Genomic DNA, 21,326 nt, shown 5'->3' with positions numbered 1-21,326 from the left:
CTGTCGACAGGAATCTTATGCTTGACAGATTAACTGACAATCTGGAGATTTGAGCAGACGCGGCCGGAACCCGGCGGCGCCGAGAACAAGACTAAGAACAAGAAAGCGCTTGCGCGCGTCAGGGAGCGAACCATGGCAGCAGAAACAATCGGCTTTGTCGGAACGGGCCGCATGGGCGGACCGATGGCCGGGCGCCTGCTCGACGCCGGCTATTCGCTATGCGTCTACGATTCGCAAGCCGAGGCGACCAAGGCGCTGGTTGCGCGCGGCGCACGGCTGGCGAAGTCGCCCGCCGAAGTCGCATCGAGCGCAGATATCGTGCTGGCCAGCCTGCCGACTCCCGACATCGTCAAGGCCGTGGCGCTGGGCCCTGATGGAATCGTTGCCGGAAACCGCGCCACCATCCTGATCGACCTGTCCACCACCGGGCCCGGCGCCGCCAAGGCGATCGCCAAGGGATTCGAAGCCAGAAACATCACGCTGGTCGATGCCCCCGTCAGCGGCGGCATCAAGGGTGCGGTGAACGGTACGCTCGCCGTGATGGTCTCCTGCCCGCAGGCGACCTATGACAGGGTCCACCCCATCCTGAAGCATTTTGGCAAGCTGTTCTACACCGGCGACAAGCCGGGCACGGCGCAGACCGCAAAGCTCGCCAATAATCTGATGGCGGCGGCGGCACTGGTCATCACCTCCGAAGCGGTGGCAATGGGCGTCAAGGGCGGCGTCGATGCCAAGGTGCTGATCGACATCATCAACGCCAGCAGCGGCCGCAACAGCGCCTCGGAAGACAAGTTTCCCCGCGCGGTGCTTCCCGGCACGTTCGATTTCGGCTTCACCACCGGCCTCTCCTACAAGGACGTGCGGCTCTGCGTCGACGAAGCCGAAGCCATGGGCGTTCCGATGGTTTGCGGCTCCGTGGTGCGGCAGATGCTGGCGATCACTAATGCCAAATATGGCGCGTCATCCGACTTCACGTCGATTGCGAAAGTGCTGGAGGAGTGGGCCGGCGTGGAAATGCGCGGCTAGACCTGGACCCACCCCGCGCGCGAGGGCGATTGCCATGACAATCGGATCGACCGGATCAAGCGAGGTGTCGTTGGCGCGGGCGCTGGCACGCACCGCGCTTACTGTCGATCCCGGCCGTTTCGATGGAAACGTCGTTGCCAAGGCAAAGATCTGCCTGCTGGATTTTCTTTCCTGTGCCTTCGAGGCGAGGAACCATCCGTGGAGCCGCCAGGCAATCGGCATCGCGCGCGAGGTCGGAAACGGCGCCACCGTCATCGGCGCCCGCACCCTTGCCGCGCCGGGCGACGCCGCCTTCGCCAACGCGACCATGGGCCACGGCCTGGTACGCGAAGACATGCATGCTGCCAGCGTCTCGCACCACGGCGTGGTGATCTGGCCGACCCTGCTCGCGCTGTCGGAGCGGACACCGCTGTCCGGCGCGACATTGCTTGGCGCCGCGGTCATCGGCTATGAGGCCGGCGCGCAGATCGGCCGCGCGCTCGTTACCGCCGACCTCGCCCGCCTCTACCGGCCAACCGGTCTCGTGGCTCCGCTCGGCGCAGCATTGGCGGCAAGCTACGCCCTCGGTCTCACCGAAGATGCCGCAACCAGCGCAATTGCCATCGCCGCCAACACGTCGTCCGGCCTGAACGAATGGCCGCGTGCCGGCGGTTCCGAAATGTATTTCCATCCAGGCTTTGCGGCGCGCAACGCAATTGCCGCGGTCGAACTGGCCGAAGCCGGCGCGTGCGCCTCCGAAACGATCCTTGAGGGTGAGGCCGGATTGTTCGCCGCCTTCCGCCGCCAGCCCGCCCCTGCCGAGATCCGATTGTTTGCCGGCGCAGAACCGGAAATCATGGCCGTCTACAACAAGCCCGCTCCCGCCTGCAATTTCGCGCAAACCGCGGCACAGGCAGCGTTGCCGATCGCGCGCGAACTCGGGACATCGGAGGACATCGCGACGGTTTCGATCCGAGTCCCGGCGGCTGCGGCCCGCTACCCCGGCTGCGATTCCAAAGGGCCTTTCCGCAATGCGTTGCAGGCGAAGATGAGCATTCCGTTCAGCGTCGCTGCCGTACTCGCACGCGGCGCGCTCGAAGAAGACAATTACGCTGACATCGACGATATCAGGATTCTCCGCCTCGTCGAGCGCACCACCCTTCAGAGCGAGCCGCACCTCACCGCCGCGTTCCCGACCAAGCAGGGCGCCGAGATACACATTACCTTGCGCGACGGAAACGCCGTCGATCAGCGCCTCGACAATGTCATTGCCGCAACGCCTGAGGAAATCCGCACGCGCTTTCGCACGGCCGCGACCGATGTCATCGGCAGCAAGCGCGCGCTGCTTCTCGAAGAACTTGTCGACAAATGCATGTCACTTCCGGACAGCCGTGTCATCGCCGCCTGCTGCCGGCTCGAGCCGACCGAACGGCTGTTACGGCCGGCGTCATGATCCATACGAGAAAGCAAAAAAATGCGGGGCGGAATGTTCAAACCTGAGACGGCCTCGACGCCAGCGAACGAACCGAAGTTGAATACGAGCTCCGCACGAGGTCATCGGTGACACAGGCGCTGGAAGGTTTCTTGCAAGCATTGTCCGCCGGCCTCCTGATCGGTGCGGTCTACGGCCTGATGTGCGTCGGGCTCGGGCTGATCTTCGGCGTCATGCGGGTGATCAACTTCGCGCAGGGCGATTTCATGATGCTCGGCATGTATGCGGCGTTTTATTTCTTCACCGCGCTCGGCGTTCAGGCCATTTTCGGCAACACTTTCGGGCCATTCGTCGCGATCCTGCTGGCCGGTCCGGTGCTGGCTGTCTTCGGTTACTTCGTCCACCTCACCTTGATCTCGCGTGTATCGGGCACGCGCACCTCCTCGCTCGAGGGCGAAGGCCACTATGCCCAGCTCATTCTGACGCTGGGGATCGCGCTGATCCTGCAGAATGGCGGACTGCTCGTGTTCGGTTCGGTATTGGCCTCGATCCGGACGCCGCTATCGAGCTCAGCCTGGGAGCTTGGACCACTGTTCAATGACATCAGCGTCTTCATCAACAAGGCGCGCGGGATAGATGCCATAGTTTCGTTGGCAACGATGATACTGTTGACGCTCTTGATCACGCGCTCGCGGCTCGGAAAATCGCTGCGGGCCGCCGCCGATAACCCTACCGCGGCGACCTATATGGGTATCGACGTCGACCGCGCGCACCGCATTGCCTTCGCGCTCGGTAGCGGTATCACCGCGATCGCCGGCGGGCTGCTCGCCACCAACTATCCATTTCATCCCTTCGTCGGCGTCGAATACGTCATCGTCATGTATGCCGGCGTCGTGCTCGGCGGCATGGGCAGCATCATCGGCGCATTCTGGGGCGGCATGACGATCGGCCTGGTCCAGCAGATGTCGACGCTGATCCTGCCGACACAATTGCAGAACGCCGCGATCTTCGTCGTGTTTCTCCTGATCATCTTTTTCCGTCCGCAAGGTTTCTTCGGGCGCATGGTCGAGAGGACATGACCATGCGTCGATGGCGATCGCTGCTGCCTATCCTCGTCTTCACCGCGCTCTATGCGGCGGTGTCGCTGAGCGTGACCAATTCCTATTATCAGCTCGTCATGACGCTGGTCCCGGTCTGGGCGATATTCGGCCTGTCGTGGAATCTTCTGAGCGGATACACCGGATTGATCTCGTTTGGCCACGCCGCCTTCTTCGGCGTCGGGGCCTATGCCGTCGTGCTCGGCCAGATCCATTTCGATCTGTCGCCGTGGATCATGATTCCGATTGCAGCGATACTTGGCGGCATCGCCGGATTGCTGATCGGCTTTCCGACTTTCCGCCTGCAGGGCCACTACTTCGCGCTCGCGATGCTCGCCTACCCGCTTGCCATTCTCTACGTATTCGAATGGCTCGGCCTTCAGGAAGTCACGCTGCCGATCAAGCGCGACAATCCGATCGCCTACATGCAATTTGCCGATCACCGTCTCTACACGCTGCTGGCGCTGGCGATGATGCTCGCCACGATCCTGCTGACGCGGGCGATCGAACGGTCGCGCTTCGGCATGGCGCTGCTTGCGATCAAACAGAACGAAGCCGCCGCGGAAGCCGCGGGGATCGACACGCTGGCCTGGAAGCTCCGTGCCGTCACGCTCAGCGGCGCCATCGCGGGAGCGGTCGGCGGATTTTACGCTGTCGTGCTGCTGGTGGTGACCCCGCAATCCGTCTTCGGCATGCTGGTATCGGCGCAGGCGTTGACGGTCGCCATGTTCGGCGGTGTCGGAACGGTCTGGGGTCCGGTGATCGGATCGGTGATCCTGATCCCATTGGCCGAGACGCTCAACGCCGAAGCAGGCTCGCGCTTTCCCGGCATTCAGGGGGTGATCTACGGCCTCGCCATCATTTGCGTCATCCTTCTCGCGCCTGAGGGCCTATTCTGGAAGGTGCGCGATTTCCTGCGCAAGCGGTGGGTATGTCAGGTCGCGACAACACCGAGCGGTCCGGATATCGTGGTCGCCGCCGTCGCCTCCGCACCTGTGGCATCGCGTCCGGAACGGTCGCGCGGAACGGGCGAAGTGGTCCTCGAAGTGCGCAACCTGTCGCGCTCCTTCGGTGGATTGAAGGCCGTCCAGGGTGTCAGCTTCAAGCTGCGACAAAACGAGATCCTCGGGATCATCGGTCCCAACGGCGCCGGCAAGACCACCCTGTTCAACCTGCTGAACGGATTCCTGCGGCCTGGTACCGGCGAGATCCTGCTCGACGGACGCGAGATGTCCGGCCGCAAGCCGCATGAACTATGCGAGGCCGGCATCGGCCGAACCTTCCAGATCATGCGCCCGTTCCTGCGCATGTCGATCTCGGACAACGTCGTGGTCGGGGCCTATGTCCGAGCCAAGACCGATGCCGAGGCAAGGCAACTGGCAACTGATGCGATTGCCCGTGTCGGCCTGTCCGGGATCGCCAACCGCATCGCCGGCGAGCTCACGACCAAGGAATTGCGGCTCATGGAGCTCGCCCGCGCGTTGGCCGGACAGCCGCGCATCCTGTTGCTCGACGAGACGCTCGCGGGCCTCGGCCATGACGAGGCAAACGAGGTCGTAGCCGCAATCCAGCGGCTGGCCCGCGACGGCATGACGATCGCCATCATAGAGCACACCATGCAGGCCATGGTTCGCCTGGTCGACAGTTTCCTCGTGCTCGACCATGGCGCGGTTATCGTCGAGGGCGAACCGGAAGCGGTCACCCGCGACCGTCGCGTCATCGAAGCCTATCTCGGCAAGAAATGGATGGCCCATGCTCCACATTGAAGGGCTGACATCAGGCTATTCCGCGATCCCGGTCTTGAACGGCGTCTCGATCAAGGTCGAAGAAGGCCAGTTCGTCGCCATCGTCGGACCGAATGGCGCCGGCAAGACCACCCTGTTCAAGACGATTTCCGGCATCGTGCGTCCAAGTACCGGCACTATCAGGTTCGCCAATCAAGACCTGCTGTCGATCCGGCCCGCGCAGCGCGCGCATCTCGGCATAGCCCATGTCCCGGAAGGCCGCCAGGTTTTCCCTTCCCTCACGGTGATGGAAAATCTCGAAATGGGCGCGATGACCGAGGCCGGCCAACGCGACTGGAAGCACAACATCGAGCGCATCTTCGAATGGCTGCCGATTTTGGCCGAGCGCCGCGGCCAGTTCGCGGGCACACTGTCCGGCGGACAGCAGCAGATGCTGGCGATCGGCCGCGGGCTCGCCTCCTCGCCGAAACTCCTGATGCTGGATGAGCCTTCGATGGGCCTGGCGCCCACCACCGCGGATTTCATCTTCGAACGACTGATCGAGATCCGGCGACAATCGAACTTGACCATCCTGCTGGTCGAACAGCGCGTCGCGGAGGCGCTGGAATCGGCCGACCACGGCTACGTTCTCGAAGCAGGCCGCGTCGCACTCGAAGGCAACAATCAAACCCTGCGGGCGGACGACCGCATCCGCAAGGCCTATCTCGGCATGTAACCGACAACGATCAACAACACCACTGGGAGAGAACGAAAATGGGCCAGAACAAAAACGCGAAGACCTCGTTGACGCGGCGAACCGTGCTCTCCGGTGCCGCCGCCATGGGACTGTCGACGATGGCGCGCGCGCAGCAACCTGCCGAAGTCAAGGTCGGCTTGATCGTGCCGCTATCGGGCATCTACACCCGGCCGGGCCAGGTGATGCGCATGGGCGCAGAGATGGGCATCGAGCACATCAACGCGCAGGGCGGCATCAAGTCGCTCGGCGGCGCCAAGCTCAAGCTGGTCGTGATCGATTGCGGCGATACCACCGAAAAGGCCAAGAACGCGGCGCAGCGCATGGTGGCGCAGGAGCCTGATCTGGTTGCGGCGAGCGGCTCGTATCTCAGCTCCTTCACGCTGGCGGTGACCGAGGTGACCGAACGCGCCGAGCTGCCGATGCTCACCCTGTCCTATTCGGACCTGCTGACCGAGCGCGGCTTCAAATTCATCTTCCAGACCGCAGCGCCCGCGAGCCGGCAGTCGGAACTCGGCTTGCCTGAACTGATGAAGCTTGCCGAAGCCGCGTCCGGCAAACGACCGAAGACGGTTGCGATGCTGATGGACAATACGGCGACGTCAGTTGCGACAGCCAAGGCGCTGAAGGAGAAGATCCTCGCGCAGGAAGGCCTTCAGCTCGTCGTGGAAGAGGTTTGGACGCCGCCGCTTTCCGACGCGACGCCGCTGATCCAGAAGGTCAGGTCGGCGCGTCCGGATCTGCTGCTGTTCATGCCCAATGCCATTTCCGACGCCAAGCTCGGCCTGGAGAAGATCAACGAGTTCGGGCTTGGCCAAGGCAAGATTCCGACCGTCTCCTTCAGCATCACGATCGCCGAGCCCGACATGCTGCAAAGCGTCAGCACGGAAGCCGTTCAGGGCATCATGACGGTGGTCGCCAACTGGGGTTCGAAGGGCCACGAAGCCGTGATCGCCGAGTTGAAGGCAAAATACAAGGAGCCCTGGATGACGCAGAACGTCATCTCGACCTATGGCGATATGTGGCTGATGAAGACGGCGCTCGAACAGGCCGGAAAAGCCGACCGCCTTGCCGTGGCGCAGGCATTCCGGACCATGGATGGCGGTCCATCGAAACATTACCCGGGCGGCCAGCTCAAGTTCGACGAGAAGGGCCGCCGTGTCGGCGCTGGCGTGGTGATCGTGCAGTGGCAGTCCGGCGTGCCCGTCACCGTCTACCCGTCCGATCTCGCATTGGCTGCGCCATTCTGGCCGAAGAAATCCTGACCGCAACACGCTCAAAAATTCAGGGAGGAATTGAGATGACAAGAGCTACCCGGGCCGCATTGACGCGGCGCAGCCTGCTCGCCGGCGCATCCGCCGGCTTGATCTGTTCACGCGCGTGGGCGCAGCAGCCTTCCGAGGTCAAGGTCGGATTGCTGGTCCCGGTTTCCGGCCTCTATGCCCGCCCCGGTACGGTCATGCGGCAAGGTGCCGAGATGGCGGTGGACCACATCAACGCGCAAGGCGGCATCAAGTCGCTCGGTGGCGCCAGGCTAAAACTGGTCGTGCTCGATTCCGGCGACACGACGGAGAAAGCCAAGAACGCGGCGCAACGGATGGTCGCCCAGGAGCCCGACCTTGTGGCGGCGAGCGGTTCCTACCTCAGTTCATTCACGCTTGCCGTCACTGAGGTGACCGAGCGCGCCAACCTGCCGGTCCTCACCCTCTCCTATTCCGATCTGATTACCGATCGGGGCTTCAAATATGTCTTCCAGACGTCGGCAACGGCAGGCTCGCAGGCAAAGCAGGCCTTGCCGCAGATCGTGAAGCTTGCGGAGACGGCATCCGGGAAGAAGCCAAAGACGGTTGCGATCGTCACGGACAACACGGCGGCATCGGTGTCCTCGGCAAAGGCGATGCGGGACGGCCTGCTTGCCGAAAACGGGCTCCAACTGATCGTCGACGAAACCTTTACCCCGCCACTCGCCGACGCCACCTCGCTGGTTCAGAAAGTCCGCTCGGCCAGACCGGACCTGCTGTTCTTCCTGCCGACCGTCATTTCCGACGCCAAGCTACTGCTCGAGAAGATGAACGAGTTCGGTTTGGGGCAAGGCAAGATTCCAACGATCTCATTCGGCATCGCCATCGCGGAGCCCGACATGCTGCAGACCGTCAGCCCCGAATTGCTGCAGGGCCTGCTCACCTGTGTCGCAAGCTGGGGCGCCAAGGGTCACGAGGCGCTCATTGCCGAGCTCAAAACTCGCTACAAGGAGCCCTGGATGACGCAGAATGCGATCTCCACCTACGGCGACATGTGGGTGATCAAGGACGCGCTCGAAAAGGCCGGCAAGGCTGACCGCGTCGCGGTGGCCGACGCCCTGCGCGCCATGGATGGCGGTCCCTCCAAATACTACCCGCTCGGCGAAATCAAGTTCGATGAAAAGGGCCGCCGCGTCGGCGCGGGCATGACCATCGTGCAGTGGCAATCCGGTGTGCCTGTCACAGTGTTTCCTCCGCAACTGGCGCTGGCCCAACCGTTCTGGCCCAAGAGCTAGCGCAATAACCACAACACATTGGATACCGATATGGACAAGACGACATACGATCGAGGCCTCAAGATCCGCAAGAGCGTCCTGGGCGATGAATTCGTCGACAAAGCAATCGCTTCGGCCGACGACTTCAACCGGCCGATGCAGGACCTCACGACGGAATATTGCTGGGGTTATGTGTGGGGCCGCGATGGCCTCACCCATAAGACTCGCAGCTTTCTCAATTTGGCGATGCTGTGCGCGCTGAACCGGCCGCATGAACTCAAGACCCACGTTCGCGGCGCCCTCACCAACGGCGCCACGCGCGAGGAAATACGCGAGGTGTTCATGCAGGTCGCCATCTATTGCGGCGTGCCGGCCGGCGTCGATGCCTTCCGCAATGCGCGGGAAGTATTCGCCGAGCTGGACCAGAAGAAATAGCCGGGGAGTCCGATCCGATGCTGCAGGGCAAGTGGGCACTCGTCACCGGCGCAACGGCTGGCCTTGGGCTGGCCGTGGCGGAAAGCCTGGCCGGCGCGGGTGCCAATATTGTCCTGCACGATCTGATTGAGCCCCGGGAGGCCAGGGATCGCCTTCGTTCCCGTTTCGGTGTCGATGCCGTGAGCGCGGCCGCCGACCTGTCGCAACGTTCATCGATCGAAGCCATGATGGGCGAACTGCTCGGCCGCCTCGAAGCCATCGATATCCTGGTGAACAACGCGGTGGTCCGGCATTTCTCGCCGGTCGAGACATTTGCATCGGAACATTGGGAAGAGGCGCTGGCCGTCAACCTGTCGGCGCCCTTTCATCTGATCCGCCTCGCCTTGCCCGCCATGAAGAAGCGCGGCTGGGGCCGCATCATCAACATGGCCTCGATCTATTCGAGCCGCGCCGTTGCGGACCGTATCGATTACGTGACCACGAAAACCGCCATCCTCGGCATGACCCGGGCGGTCGCGATCGAGACGACAAGCGACGGCATCACCTGCAACGCACTGTGCCCAGGCGTCCTGCCGACACCGGCCATCCAGGGCAAGATTGCATCGATCGCGGCGAGCGAGGGCCGCGCCGTCGACGAGGCGACGCGCGACTACCTGATGGCGCGGCAGCCGACCGGGCGCTTTGTCGCCATGGAAAGCGTTGGCGCCATGGTTGTCTTCCTGTCCAGCCAGGCGGGACAGGACATCACGGGCGCAACGCTGCCTATCGACGGAGGCTGGTCCATCGCATGAGCGCCCGCGCGCCATACTGGCGATACGACCCGATCGACCGTGTTTGCCCTGGCTCGGGCAGCTCATGTTCAGATTGCGGAAACGATGATTCTGCCCGTAAATCGCTACTGAATCGGTGCTCCGATACGAAGGCGGTAGGCAATGGACAAGCGCGCTGAACTGCAATCCACGCTGCGAATCGAGGACGTTCCCACCGTCCGCTCGATGGTTGCGCAAAAGCTGCGGCAGGCCATCATGTCCGGACGATTCAAGCCGGGCGAGCGCCTGATCGAGCGAGAGCTTTGCGAAATGACCGGTGTCAGCCGGCCGTCCATCCGCGAGGCGCTTCGGGCACTGGAAGCCGACGGGCTCGTCACGACTGTTCCGCATCGCGGTCCCCTGGTCAGCACCATCAGCCTCGAGGAAGCCAAGCAGCTATACGCCGCCCGTGCCGTTCTGGAGGGGTTTGCCGGCCGAGAATGCGCCCGCCTGCGTGACCCCGCCGTTGTGCGAAGAATCGGCGACGCTCTGACCAAGCTGAAGGCCGCGTTCGCCGAATCCGACCTGATGACGGCGCTCGAGGCCAAGACGGAGTTCTACGCGGCGCTGATCGGCGGCTGCCAGAACGCCTTCATCGAACGCATGCTTCGGCCGCTGCATGACCGCATCACGCTGTTGCGGATTACCTCGATGTCGCAGCCGAAGCGGATCAACAAGAGCCTGCGCGAGGTCACGGCGATCTGGCGCGCCATCCAGAGCGGCGACCCAGACCTCGCCGAGCAGTGCTGCGTCGATCACGTGAAGGCGGCGGCAGTCGCCGCCCTCAGCATGATCGAGCGGGCATCCGCACCGGACGAAAAAAATGAACGAATGAGCGAACCTCATCCCCACAGGAAACTGCCATGAAATTTATGAAACGCGTTTTGTTGTTGCTGTTGCTTTCGCAGGTCACCCCGGCATTTGCGCAGGATTATCCGAACCGGCCGATCACCCTCGTCGTTCCGTTCTCCGCCGGTGGGCCAGGCGACGTGATCGCGCGGCTGCTCGGAACGTCGATGAGCGCGACGTTGAAGCAGGCCATCGTCATCGAAAACGTCGTCGGCGCCGGCGGCACGCTCGGCACCAACAGGGTCGCCAAGGCTCCACCCGACGGCTACACATTGCTGTTGATGCATGTCGGGCAGGCCACGGCGCCCGCGCTCTATGCAAAATTGCCGTTCGATCCGATCGGCGATTTCGCGCCGATCGGCCTCGTCACCGATGTTCCGATGATCCTCGTGGCGCGTCCGAACTTTCCCGCCAAGGACCTCAAGGAGCTGGTCGCTCATGTTCGCGCCCAGGGCGACAAGGTCACCTACGGCAATGTCGGCCTTGGCTCTGCCTCGCATCTCTGCGGACTGATGTTCATGAGTGCCGTCGAAGCCAAGCTCACGCCGGTCTATTACAAGGGTGGCGGACCGGCGCTGAACGATATCATCGCAGGCCACATCGACGTCTATTGCGATCCTGCGACCGGACCCACGCCCTATATTCAGGCCGGCACCATTCCGGGTTATGCCATTACGAGCAGGAAGCGGGTGTCGACGCTGCCGAACCTGCCGACCGCGGCAGAAGCCGGCGCGCCGGCGTTCGACGTGACGACCTGGTACGGCCTGTATGCGCCGCGCAACACGCCGAAGCCGATCGTCGATGCGCTGGTGAATGCACTGCAAAAGGCGCTCAAGGATCCGCCATTGGTCAACCGTTTCGCCGAACTCAGCATGGCGCCGGTCGAGGAGCAACGCGCCACGCCGGCGGCGCTCGATGCCTTCCTCAGAGCCGAGACCGACAAATGGTCACGCATCATCAAGCAAGCCGGAATCGCCCCGCAATGAAACCAGGCTCGCTCACAACGGCCTGGCCGCCGCGATTACAGGCTGGTCGTGATGCCGCCGCCGACGTGAACGTACCTATGCCGTCGACATCGAGCCGTACGGCGCGGTAGCCGTCGATTTCGGTTGCCGCAGGATGGTGATTGAGGACAGCAGTAAAGCCGCGCGAGGCGCCATCAATCTCAAGCTGGCCCGCCACGGTGGCAACACCCAGGTCCTCCCTGAACTTCACCTTGAATTTGGCGTCGTTCGAGCACGGCAGGAACGCGACGTTGCGCGGCCGCAGGGAGTGACGCAGCGCGAGCTGGGCAAAGATGCACGCCGTCATCTCGATGTGGGGCATGACGCGCGCAAGCTCCTGCTCGGTGTAATTGGGCGCCTTTTGCAGTTCGCCTACCGGCGCAACCAATTCGAACTGCGAGTCGTCGCGAACAGACATGCCCCGAGCGACAAACGCCACCAGCAGTGCTGTCGCCACGGCCACCAAAAAGCCGAGCGGCGGCCATGGGCTTCGATGCACAAAATCATCGCCAGAGATGTACTGCGCCAGCCAGGTGAAAAACATGCACAGAAGATGGCAGGCGAACGCCAGCAGATAGACGGGAAAGGCCACCGCACGCCTTAGCCCTGATACCATCGCTGATGCCATCATGGCGGCTCCCGCCCCGGCTGCACTTTCCCTAAATATACATCCCGAGGTGGTCGGTCGTAAAGATGGCACCGATCAACCAGAGACGGAATCCACACTCGGTGCCGTCACGCGACGTCGCACGCCGTGCGACAAAAACCGCGTCGCACGATGCCACGTTCTCGTTCTGGTCAGCGTGATCTTTGGAAAAGGTACTGTATTCTCAACGAGATGGCTTGGTGGGCGCACCAGGGCTCGAACCTGGGACCCGCTGATTAAGAGTCAGCTGCTCTACCAACTGAGCTATGCGCCCGGATGCTTAGGTCCGGCAAGCTCTCGAGAGAGGGCGTCGTTTAGCAAAGCGACCCGGGGATGTCCAGCAAGCTAAGTTGAGTTTTCCCGGGCTTTGGCTGACCGCGGGAACGGCAAAAAGCTGCTGGAATTCAGCGGCTTCTACTGGTGTGCGGGTCGGGCCCCGATGGGCGGACGGATCAGAGCCGTTCCGGACCGCCCCGGTCTGGCCCACCGTCCCGGTCATAACGGTCGCGGCCGCCGCGCCGGTCAGGGTCGCGGTCCATTTCGCCGCGCTCGAACCGGCGGTGGCCCCAGCCTTCCCAGCCCCCGAACCGGCCCAAACGGGTCAGGACGGCGAGCCGGCGCTTCTGGCCGTCATCCAGCGTCTTGTAGAGCGGGTCGGCAGCCTCTGCGATCTTCTTCATGGCGGCTGCGGTGGCCGCCATGTTGTCGGCGTGGTCACGCAGCCGCGCCACCGGATCATCCGGCTTCTGCTGGCTGGAATCATCCCGCGGCGGGTTCATCCGCGCATTGGCGCGATCGATTCTGAGCTTGGCGAACTCCCGCACGGCGGCCTCGACCGGCGGCCACAGCTTTTCCTGGTCGGCGGTCAGTTTGAGGCCGGCATGCACGGCCGCGATCCTCGCATCGGCGTAAGCCGACCTGTCCTCCGGACTCATCCGCGAAAAGCCGTGGCCCCAATGGCGGTGCTGGGCATAGACGGCGGTCGAAGCGGCGATGGCAAGAACCGCAACCGCTGCGATGGCGAACTTCCTCATGCGAACCTCCTATCGAAAGGTTGCCAGAAGATGGGCTAGCCTCAGCCGGCCTTCAACTTAAAGGTTGGCAAAGGAAGCTTCCCTTACCAAGATGTAATGTGATCCCGTTTGACCCACCGCAATGCACGGGCAGCTACAGCATGCCGAGTGCACGCGGCAGCCACAGCGACAGCTCCGGCACGTAGGTGACGATGCCGAGGAAGATCAGCATGGTCAACAACCACGGCCACACCGCGATCGTCAGCTCCGTGATGCCCATCTTGGCGATGCCGGACGCCACGTAGAGGTTCAGCCCGACCGGAGGATGGCACATGCCGACCTCCATGTTGACGACCATCAGGATGCCGAGATGCACCGGATGGATGCCCAGCTTGACCGCCACCGGAAACAGGATCGGCGCCATGATCAGGACGATCGAAGACGGCTCCATTACGTTGCCCGCGATCAGCAGCAGCACGTTCACGATCAACAGGAAGATGATCCAGTCGACGCCAACAGAGGTGATCCAGGCTGCGATCTGCTGCGGAATATTCTCGTTCGCCATCAGGAACGAGAACAGCACCGCGTTGGTGATGATGTAGAGGATCATCGCGCTCATGTTGGCGGAGCCGAGCAGCACCTTCGGCACATCCCTCAGCGACATGTCGCGATACACGAAGACGGCGATGACGAAGGCATAGACCGCGCTGATGGCGGCGGCTTCCGTCGGCGTGAATAGCCCTGCATAGATGCCGCCGAGCACGATCAGGATCAGCAGCAATCCCCACATGCACTTGCGGAACGCCACGAAACGTTCGGTCCAGCTCGCCTTCGGCAGCCGCGGATAATCATACTTGTACGCGCGATAGAAGGTCGTGACCCCCAATAGCGTCGCCAGCATGATGCCCGGGATGACGCCCGCCATGAACATCTGGCCGACGGAGGCCGACGAAACGCGATGCCCGGCGGGATCGAGCGCGATGCTGCCGCCGGTCGCGACGCAATAGATCACCATCACGATCGAAGGCGGGATCAGGATCCCGAGCGCGCCCGAGGTGGTGATGACGCCGGCCCCAAAGCGCTTGGGAAATCCTTGGCGTACCATCGCCGGCAGCATGATGGCGCCGATCGCGATCACGGTCGCCGGCGACGAGCCGGACACCGCGGCAAACAGCGCGCAAGCCATCACGCCGGCCGGCAAGCCCGAGGCCGCCGTACCAGTGCCCGACCATCGAGGTCGCGAAATTGATCATGCGGCGCGCGACGCCGCCATGGGTCAGGAAGTTACCGGCGAGAATGAAGAACGGGATCGCCATGATCTCGAAATTATCGATGCCGGTGAACAGCTTCAGCGCCACCGACTCGGTCGGCACGTTGGTCATCGTGAAGATGAAGGTCAAAACTGTCATGCCGAGCGCAATCGAGATCGGCATGCCGGTCAGCATCAACGCGATCAGCAGGGTGAAAATGATCAGCGCACTCATCGGGTGACTCCCGCCGCCCCGATGCCGGGCTCTTCGACTTCGACACCTTCGACATGGGCGTGGTCATGGTGCGGCAGCTCGCCGGTGCGCCAATAGCCATAGGCGACCTGCAGGAAGCGGAAGCACATCAGGTACGAGCCCAGGGGAATGCAGAGATAGACAAACCAGCTCGGGATCTCCAGGTCAGGCGAGACCTGGTCGGTGTGCATCAGGCCATAGACGAATTTCGCGCCCATCGTCCCGATCACGGCAGTGAAAAACGCCCCGCAGAACAGCCCGAACAGCACCACCGCATTGCGCCAGGGCGACCTGAGCTGGTTCACCACGACGTCGACGCCGACATGGATGCCGGTGCGCACGCCATAGGCGGCGCCGAACTTGGCGACCCACACGAACATGTAGATGCACAGTTCCTGCGCCCAGGACAGGTTGATCGGAAACAGAATGGGATAGAGGAATGGAAGGCCGATAAGATAGCGGTGCATCACCGCGATAAAGATGATCGTCGTCGCCAACGCCATCAGCGTCGCGATCAATATCTCCTCAAGCCGATCGAGGATCCGAAGCAGCATCAATGTCCCCCTGGAGGATCGGCCTTTTTTGTCCCGGCCTGATCCTGCGCTATTCCCGCGGCGTCCATTAGAGCCGCAGTCCCCACTGCACGCATAGCATATATCGGACAACAATAGGGGCTTCCGCGCCACAACACGGAAGCCCCCCTCAACACCATTCTAGTTGGTCGCGCCCCTCGTCTCCTTGAGGAATTCGTCGATCAGGGGCTGACCGACGCGCTTGGCCACATCCTGGTAAACCGGTTCGAGCGCCTTGCGCATCGCTGAGTCCTGCTCCGGCGTCAGCGATACGATTTCGCTCTTGCCGGTCTTCTTGATCTCGCCGAGCGCGTCGTCGTTTTCCTTCGCCGACTGGCCGTTGCCGTACTCGGTCGCTTCCTTCATGGCCTTTTCGCAGGCCGCGCGTACATCCGCCGGCAGGCCATCCCAGAACTTCTTGTTGGTGACGACGACGTAGCCGATGTAGCCGTGATTGGTGTTGGTGATGTACTTCTGCACTTCATGCATTTTCTGGGTGTAGATGTTCGACCAGGTATTTTCCTGGCCGTCGACCACGCCGGTCTGCAGCGCCTGATAGACTTCGGAGAACGCCATCACCTGCGGAATCACGCCGAGCGAACGGAACTGGGCTTCCAGCACCTTGGAAGACTGGATGCGGAACTTGAGGCCCTTGTAGTCGGCAGGCGTCACCAGCTTCTTGTTGGCGCTCATCTGCTTGAAGCCGTTATCCCAATAGGCAAGGCCGGTCATGCCCTTGGCATCGAGCAATTTCAGAAGCTTCGCGCCGAGCGGACCATCGGTCACTTTGCGCAGCGTCTTCAGATCGGGAAGGATGTAGGGCAGATCGAACACCTCGAACTCCTTGACCCCGATCGGGCCGAATTTCGAGTTCGACGGCGCCAGCATCTGCACCGCGCCGAGCTGCAGCGCTTCCAGCTCTTCCTTGTCCTTGTAGAGCTGCGAGTTCGGATAGACTTCGACCTTGACCTTGCCCTCGGTGTATTTCTCGGCCAGCTCCTTGAACTTCTCGGCCGCCAGTCCCTTCGGCGTGTTGGTCGCCACCACGTGGCTGAACTTGATCACGATCGGCGATTGCGCCGCGGCGGGTCCGACCAGGGTCAGCGCCGCGATCGATGCCGCGGCCAAAATCAGCTTGCGCATGTATCCTCCCGTTATTTCCCCGGAGCGCACGAACGCGTGTTCCGAAGCTTGCATGCCAGTTGCACCAATACAGACAAGCCAGCCGAATTGCCATTGCCCGTTAGAAGGGGCCCCTCCCGAAGCTTTGCTGCACCGCAAAATCCGATATTCCGTGCGCCAAGCCCAAGGATGGGCGATCCAGTACGCTGCGGCCTTTCAGCGTCATTGCGAGCGCAGCGAGCAATCCATGCCGCCGCAAGTGGAGGGGTAGATTGCTTCGCTTCGCTCGCAATGACGTTGATACAGATTCGCCTTCTCGCGGCGCGTTGCGTCCGAGGTTTGCCTGAAAACTTCCGGCCCTCGTTGTCAGAGGGCGCAGGGAAGACCGGGTGCTTGCTGCACCCGCGGTCTCGCGTGCGATTTGCGCAAACAAAACTGCACACGAGCATACAGGGCAGCGGGAGCATTCCGGCCTTCCCTGCGCAATGGCTTTACGGCTTACTTCGTGCTCTTCCCGGAGAACGGCTCTGTTGCCTCCGTCGCTGCGCAAACAGTTTCACGCAACTTAGCGCCAGCACCGCGGCGCCCGAACCACACGACTTCACCGTACGCGTCCGGCGCGTACGTCTAGCGCGCCATCTGCGTCCATCGCATCTCACCGCGCGTTCGTGACGATCGCGAGCGCCCCTCATCTGCGGTGAGACGGGCGGAGTTATGCCGGTGATTTGGGTGAGAACGAAAGCAGAATATTTTTGCCAACAGGGCTGGACAGGTTTTGACTGATTTGCCCGTCATGCCAGTTTGTCGCGGTTGTGCATCAAGATTGCGCTTGCGCGCAAAGCAAATCAGTCCGCAGTCCGTGGGTGGGAAAATTCTCTCGTCGTCCCTACCAACGCAGGGACCCATACCGCGTGATCCATCAATGAAGCGCGGTGGCAGACGCCCTGCGTTAGCCAACTGCCGCAGTCGCTTGCTGAAGCAAGCCATCTCCCCTTCTGCCCCATTACACCGGCCGCGGCGTATGGGTCCCTGCGTTCGCATGCGTTCGCAGGGACGACGATGGATCGTCATTCCGGGGCGATGCAAGTGCCCAGGTAAAAGGAAGAGAATGGCCGCCAAGAAAAACGCGGCGCCAAGGCGCCGCGTTCACAGGTTGGCTCGTCACGCGCCGCGATCAGCCCGCCGCCTGTGCCGGCATGTCGCGCTGGTGCTTCATGACGATCTTGTTGAGCGCGCCGAGATAGGCTTTGGCCGAAGCCACCAGCGTATCCGGATCGGCTCCCTTCGCCGTCATCGAGCGGCCTTCATGGGCGAGCCGCACCGACACTTCGGCTTGCGCGTCGGTGCCTTCGGTGACGGCGTGGACCTGATAGAGCTCCAGCCTGGCCTCGTGCGGCACCAGCGCCTTGATGCAGTTGAAGACAGCGTCGACCGGGCCGTTGCCTTCGGCCTCCTCGATTTTCATCTGGCCTGCGATGTCGAGCTTCATGGTCGCGCGCTGCGGGCCGTGGGTGCCGGCGATCACCGTCAGCGAGACCAGCTTGATGCGGTCATGCGAGGCCGCGATCTCCTGATCGACCAGCGCCTCGATGTCCTCGTCGTAGATGTCCTTCTTGCGGTCGGCCAGCGCCTTCATCCTTACGAAGGCATCTTCGAGCTGGTTGTCGCCGAGCTTGTAGCCCATCTCCTCCAGCTTGTGCACGAAGGCATGGCGGCCGGAATGCTTGCCCAGCACCAGCGACGACTTCTTCAGGCCGATCATCTCGGGCCGCATGATCTCATAGGTCGAGGCATCCTTCAGCACGCCGTCCTGATGGATGCCGCTTTCATGGGCGAAGGCGTTGCGGCCGACGATCGCCTTGTTGTACTGCACCGGGAACGAGGTCGCCGCCGATACCAGTTTCGAGGCCCGCGTCAGCATGGTGGTGTCGATTTTGTTCCACCACGGAAACACGTCGTTGCGGACGTTGATCGCCATCACGACTTCTTCCAACGCGGCATTGCCTGCCCGCTCGCCGATGCCGTTGACGGTGCATTCGATCTGCCGCGCACCGCCGGCGATGCCGGCCAGCGAATTCGCCACCGCCATGCCGAGATCGTTATGGCAATGCACGGAGAAGATCGCCTTGTCGGAGTTCGGCACGCGCTCGATCAGCGTGCGCATGAACCTGGTGTATTCCTCCGGCACGGTGTAGCCGACGGTATCCGGGATGTTGACCGTGGTGGCGCCGGCCTTGATGACGGCCTCGACGATGCGGCACAGGAAATCCATCTCGCTGCGGGTGCCGTCTTCGGCCGACCATTCGACGTCGTCGATCTGGTTGCGGGCGCGGGTGACGTTGGCGATCGAGAGTTCGACCACCTGCTCCGGCGTCATGTTGAGCTTGACGCGCATGTGCAGCGGCGAGGTCGCGATCACGGTGTGGACGCGGCCGCGCCTGGCAAACTTCACCGCTTCGGCGCAGCGGTCGATGTCCTTCGGGTGCGCGCGCGACAAGCCCGCGATGACGGAATTTTTGGAGCGGCGGGCGATCTCGCTGACCGCCTGGAAGTCACCTTCCGAAGTGATCGGAAAACCGGCCTCGATGACGTCGACGCCCATGTCGTCGAGCATTTCGGCGATCTCGAGCTTTTCCTCAAAGGTCATGGTCGCGCCCGGGCACTGCTCGCCGTCGCGCAGGGTGGTGTCGAATACGATGACGCGGTCCTTCTCGGACTTGTTGGCGGTGGTCATATCCTGAATTCCTTTTGGGTATTGCGCCGGTTCAAGTGGCGCCGAAGGGTCTGGTGATCTCGCGCGAACCCCTGAGTGCCCAGGCGCAAACCGCCCAGACGGCCCTCAGGGGCCGATAAGAAGCAGAAGCCCGCCAAGAAGCAGGGTGGGCGCGGACGCAGCCGGACGCGCGGGGGCAGCCTTGGCCGCTCCACCCCGAACTCCGTACTTTTCGCTGCGAATCAGCATTGCCAGACCCTTTGGACGCGAAATCCTCAGCGAAAACCATTGACGGTTCGTTGCCAAGAGTGCGTTCCGGGCCTGTTCTAGACGAGAATTATGGGTCGCCGCAATGCCAAAAGATGGTCAGGAAGGGTGACCTAATGGCCCGGCAAGTTGGAAAAGGGCTTCGCGGGCACCGTAGACATCTTCCCGGCGTTACCAACCCGTAGCTTCACGTGGGCATCAAAATGGGCGTTGAGACCGAAATCAAGTTTCGCATGCCGAAGCGCAATCTTGGCGCATCTTCCAGATTGGCGGTGCCCGGCTGCAAGATTGGCAAGCGCTCGGAGAGCGATCTCGTGTCGACCTATTTCGACACCCGGAAACACAAGCTGAAGCGGCGTGGACTTCTGCTCCGGGTGAGGCAGATGGACGGCAAGCACGTACAAACGATCAAGCAGACGTCCGGCGCGCAGCTCGGCCGCGGCGAGTGGGAAACCGAAATAGGGCGTCGCACCCCCGATCTCGACGGGGCGAACGGCACGCCGCTTCAGCGATTGGCCTCGAACAAGCTGCGGCGCAAGTTGAAGCCGATCTTCGAGACCTCGGTACATCGCATCACCGTGCCGCTCCGCACCAAACGCAGCGAACTGGAACTTGCCATTGATCACGGCAGGATCGTCGCGGCCGGGCACACAAGCCGCATCGAGGAGGTTGAAGTCGAATTGAAAAGCGGTCCAGCGAGCGATCTGTTCGCGTCGCGAAGGCGCTGGAGCGAAAGCTCGCGGCCGAGCTTTGTTTGAAAGCGAAGGCAGACCTTGGCTACGATCTCGTCAACGGCAAGCGCGCTCAAGCTGTGTTTGCCGAGCCAATCGCGCTTGGGAAGCGAATGACCGCCATCGAAGGCTTCCGGATCATCGCCCGTTCCGCCCTTCGCCATTTTTCCGGAAACGCCGACGCCGTCCGCAACCTTGATCCGGAAGGCGTGCATCAGATGCGCGTAGGCCTACGCCGTTTGCGCGCCGCCATCTCGTTGTTTTCGAAGGCATTGGCGACTGCGAAGACTGAGGAGATCAAGACAGAACTCAGATGGCTGACAAACGAACTGGCGCCCGCGCGCGAGCTCCACGTCTTCCTGGAGGAGAAGATTGGTCCTGTCGCCCGCGAAATAACGCCGCGGCGGGGCGGCAAAGCCATCGCGAAGCAATTTGCCGAGAAACGTGCTGAGGCGCTCGCCGAGGCCAGAAGGGCTGTCGATTCGCCGCGATGCCGCGCGCTGCTCGTCGATGTGCTCGCGTGGATCGAGGCGCAGCACGGCCGGACCGATGTCGCAAACAGTAAACTTGCCGAGTTCGCCGCAGAGCTGCTGGATCGGCGGCTGAGGAAGGCACACAAGGACGCTGCGAAGCTGCAAGAGATGACGGCACCCGAGCGGCACAAATTCCGGATCAGGATGAAAAAGCTCAGATACGCGGCCCAGTTCTTTGAAAGCCTTTTCCGCAGCAAACGCGAGCGAAAGGCGCTCGCACGTCTATCGAAACACGCGAAGAAGATTCAGGACGCGCTGGGTTCGCTCAACGACTTCATTGCAGACCGAAAGATGGCGGCAGAGGCCGCGCTCCACGCGCCGCCGCAAGACCGGCGCGCCCGCGCCTTTGCTTCGGGCATTATCGTCGGCCGCGAGGATCAGCAGACAAGGCCGCTCATGAAAGCGGCGGCAAAGGACTGCGTGCGCTTCGCCGTGTTTCCGGACTTGGCTGATGCTTTCGGCACAAAGGCATTCGAGCTGACGCCGCTCACAATCCCCTCGTCAATTCCGCCGCGCCAGCGATGTCGCGCGAAGGCTCGATGGCGAGCGGCCGCGGCATGATGGATCCTATGACGGACGCAGCCCGTAGGGCGGGCAAGGCGC

18 protein-coding genes, 1 tRNA gene and 1 pseudogene are annotated in these 21,326 nt (G+C 62.4%); 13 read left to right on the top strand and 7 right to left on the bottom strand.

Annotated elements, in window-relative coordinates; translation table 11 throughout:
• Positions 1 to 33: 33 nt before the first annotated feature.
• From V1288_RS19840 to V1288_RS19790, 11 genes are all read left to right on the top strand, one after another.
• The gene (locus V1288_RS19840) at positions 34 to 1,026 is read left to right on the top strand and encodes an NAD(P)-dependent oxidoreductase (RefSeq protein WP_334361353.1); all 993 of its coding nucleotides are present in this window, start codon (positions 34 to 36) and stop codon (positions 1,024 to 1,026) included.
• 34 nt (positions 1,027 to 1,060) lie between these two features.
• Positions 1,061 to 2,458 (top strand): MmgE/PrpD family protein, encoded by a 1,398-nt coding sequence (locus V1288_RS19835; RefSeq protein ID WP_334358638.1) that lies wholly within the window; start codon positions 1,061 to 1,063, stop codon positions 2,456 to 2,458.
• Between the two features lie 119 nt (positions 2,459 to 2,577).
• Positions 2,578 to 3,516 (top strand): branched-chain amino acid ABC transporter permease, encoded by a 939-nt coding sequence (locus V1288_RS19830; RefSeq protein ID WP_442894035.1) that lies wholly within the window; start codon positions 2,578 to 2,580, stop codon positions 3,514 to 3,516.
• A complete protein-coding gene (locus V1288_RS19825; protein WP_334358636.1) occupies positions 3,513 to 5,300 on the top strand; it encodes a branched-chain amino acid ABC transporter ATP-binding protein/permease in 1,788 nt (595 codons plus the stop codon). Before V1288_RS19830 ends, V1288_RS19825 begins: the two co-directional genes overlap by 4 nt.
• Complete coding sequence (locus V1288_RS19820; RefSeq protein WP_334358635.1) at positions 5,287 to 5,994, top strand: ABC transporter ATP-binding protein; 708 nt, start codon at positions 5,287 to 5,289, stop codon at positions 5,992 to 5,994. Before V1288_RS19825 ends, V1288_RS19820 begins: the two co-directional genes overlap by 14 nt.
• Before the next feature lie 38 nt (positions 5,995 to 6,032).
• Positions 6,033 to 7,277 (top strand): ABC transporter substrate-binding protein, encoded by a 1,245-nt coding sequence (locus V1288_RS19815; protein WP_334358634.1) that lies wholly within the window; start codon positions 6,033 to 6,035, stop codon positions 7,275 to 7,277.
• Positions 7,278 to 7,312: 35 nt separating this feature from the next.
• Complete coding sequence (locus V1288_RS19810; protein WP_334358633.1) at positions 7,313 to 8,548, top strand: ABC transporter substrate-binding protein; 1,236 nt, start codon at positions 7,313 to 7,315, stop codon at positions 8,546 to 8,548.
• A 30-nt stretch (positions 8,549 to 8,578) separates the two neighbouring features.
• On the top strand, positions 8,579 to 8,962 hold the full coding sequence (gene pcaC, locus V1288_RS19805; protein ID WP_334358632.1) for a 4-carboxymuconolactone decarboxylase: 384 nt from the start codon (positions 8,579 to 8,581) through the stop codon (positions 8,960 to 8,962).
• Positions 8,963 to 8,979: 17 nt separating this feature from the next.
• Entirely contained in the window at positions 8,980 to 9,753 is a 774-nt protein-coding gene (locus V1288_RS19800) for an SDR family oxidoreductase (RefSeq protein ID WP_334358631.1), read from the top strand.
• 141 nt (positions 9,754 to 9,894) lie between these two features.
• Entirely contained in the window at positions 9,895 to 10,638 is a 744-nt protein-coding gene (locus V1288_RS19795; RefSeq protein WP_334358630.1) for a GntR family transcriptional regulator, read from the top strand.
• Positions 10,635 to 11,606 (top strand): tripartite tricarboxylate transporter substrate-binding protein, encoded by a 972-nt coding sequence (locus V1288_RS19790; protein WP_334358629.1) that lies wholly within the window; start codon positions 10,635 to 10,637, stop codon positions 11,604 to 11,606. Before V1288_RS19795 ends, V1288_RS19790 begins: the two co-directional genes overlap by 4 nt.
• Here the strand turns inward: V1288_RS19790 and V1288_RS19785 are convergent.
• The 7 genes and pseudogenes from V1288_RS19785 to V1288_RS19755 all read right to left on the bottom strand — a co-directional run bounded on the left by V1288_RS19785 (position 11,578) and on the right by V1288_RS19755 (position 19,213).
• Entirely contained in the window at positions 11,578 to 12,255 is a 678-nt protein-coding gene (locus V1288_RS19785) for a hypothetical protein (RefSeq protein ID WP_334358628.1), read from the bottom strand. The genes V1288_RS19790 and V1288_RS19785 overlap by 29 nt on opposite strands.
• A 213-nt stretch (positions 12,256 to 12,468) precedes the next feature.
• Positions 12,469 to 12,544 (bottom strand) — tRNA-Lys (locus V1288_RS19780).
• A gap of 178 nt (positions 12,545 to 12,722) precedes the next feature.
• Positions 12,723 to 13,304: a Spy/CpxP family protein refolding chaperone gene (locus tag V1288_RS19775; RefSeq protein ID WP_334358627.1), complete on the bottom strand. Its 582-nt coding sequence runs from the start codon at positions 13,302 to 13,304 to the stop codon at positions 12,723 to 12,725.
• Between the two features lie 133 nt (positions 13,305 to 13,437).
• A pseudogene (locus tag V1288_RS19770) lies at positions 13,438 to 14,767 on the bottom strand (TRAP transporter large permease).
• On the bottom strand, positions 14,764 to 15,339 hold the full coding sequence (locus tag V1288_RS19765; RefSeq protein WP_334358626.1) for a TRAP transporter small permease: 576 nt from the start codon (positions 15,337 to 15,339) through the stop codon (positions 14,764 to 14,766). Before V1288_RS19765 ends, V1288_RS19770 begins: the two are co-directional and overlap by 4 nt.
• Positions 15,340 to 15,498: 159 nt before the next feature.
• The gene (locus V1288_RS19760) at positions 15,499 to 16,500 is read right to left on the bottom strand and encodes a TRAP transporter substrate-binding protein (RefSeq protein ID WP_334358625.1); all 1,002 of its coding nucleotides are present in this window, start codon (positions 16,498 to 16,500) and stop codon (positions 15,499 to 15,501) included.
• A 1,153-nt stretch (positions 16,501 to 17,653) separates the two neighbouring features.
• Positions 17,654 to 19,213, bottom strand: a complete 1,560-nt coding sequence (locus V1288_RS19755) for a 2-isopropylmalate synthase (RefSeq protein ID WP_334358624.1) — start codon at positions 19,211 to 19,213, stop codon at positions 17,654 to 17,656.
• A 518-nt stretch (positions 19,214 to 19,731) separates the two neighbouring features.
• On the opposite strand from V1288_RS19755, the gene V1288_RS19750 reads away from it, so the two are divergent.
• Together V1288_RS19750 and V1288_RS19745 are read left to right on the top strand one after the other, a co-directional pair.
• A complete protein-coding gene (locus tag V1288_RS19750; RefSeq protein ID WP_334361352.1) occupies positions 19,732 to 20,217 on the top strand; it encodes a CYTH domain-containing protein in 486 nt (161 codons plus the stop codon).
• Positions 20,214 to 21,284, top strand: a complete 1,071-nt coding sequence (locus V1288_RS19745) for a CHAD domain-containing protein (protein WP_334358623.1) — start codon at positions 20,214 to 20,216, stop codon at positions 21,282 to 21,284. Before V1288_RS19750 ends, V1288_RS19745 begins: the two co-directional genes overlap by 4 nt.
• Positions 21,285 to 21,326: the final 42 nt, after the last annotated feature.

It is taken from the genome of Bradyrhizobium sp. AZCC 2176 (assembly GCF_036924645.1).
In the GTDB taxonomy this organism is placed as follows: Bacteria; Pseudomonadota; Alphaproteobacteria; order Rhizobiales; family Xanthobacteraceae; genus Bradyrhizobium.
The sequence above is the reverse complement of the archived record's forward strand: the minus strand, read 5'-3'. Positions and strand labels throughout refer to the sequence as shown.

Bases quoted from the DNA above. Each gene is read 5' to 3' on its own strand.
- V1288_RS19820 (WP_334358635.1), top strand. From the start codon at position 5,287: ATGCTCCACATTGAAGGGCTGACATCAGGCTATTCCGCGATCCCGGTC.
- V1288_RS19815 (WP_334358634.1), top strand. From the start codon at position 6,033: ATGGGCCAGAACAAAAACGCGAAGACCTCGTTGACGCGGCGAACCGTG.
- V1288_RS19795 (WP_334358630.1), top strand. From the start codon at position 9,895: ATGGACAAGCGCGCTGAACTGCAATCCACGCTGCGAATCGAGGACGTT.
- V1288_RS19755 (WP_334358624.1), bottom strand. From the start codon at position 19,213: ATGACCACCGCCAACAAGTCCGAGAAGGACCGCGTCATCGTATTCGAC.
- pcaC (WP_334358632.1), top strand. From the start codon at position 8,579: ATGGACAAGACGACATACGATCGAGGCCTCAAGATCCGCAAGAGCGTC.
- V1288_RS19785 (WP_334358628.1), bottom strand. From the start codon at position 12,255: ATGATGGCATCAGCGATGGTATCAGGGCTAAGGCGTGCGGTGGCCTTT.
- V1288_RS19760 (WP_334358625.1), bottom strand. From the start codon at position 16,500: ATGCGCAAGCTGATTTTGGCCGCGGCATCGATCGCGGCGCTGACCCTG.
- V1288_RS19835 (WP_334358638.1), top strand. From the start codon at position 1,061: ATGACAATCGGATCGACCGGATCAAGCGAGGTGTCGTTGGCGCGGGCG.
- V1288_RS19800 (WP_334358631.1), top strand. From the start codon at position 8,980: ATGCTGCAGGGCAAGTGGGCACTCGTCACCGGCGCAACGGCTGGCCTT.
- V1288_RS19810 (WP_334358633.1), top strand. From the start codon at position 7,313: ATGACAAGAGCTACCCGGGCCGCATTGACGCGGCGCAGCCTGCTCGCC.
- V1288_RS19775 (WP_334358627.1), bottom strand. From the start codon at position 13,304: ATGAGGAAGTTCGCCATCGCAGCGGTTGCGGTTCTTGCCATCGCCGCT.
- V1288_RS19825 (WP_334358636.1), top strand. From the start codon at position 3,513: ATGACCATGCGTCGATGGCGATCGCTGCTGCCTATCCTCGTCTTCACC.
- V1288_RS19790 (WP_334358629.1), top strand. From the start codon at position 10,635: ATGAAATTTATGAAACGCGTTTTGTTGTTGCTGTTGCTTTCGCAGGTC.
- V1288_RS19765 (WP_334358626.1), bottom strand. From the start codon at position 15,339: ATGCTGCTTCGGATCCTCGATCGGCTTGAGGAGATATTGATCGCGACG.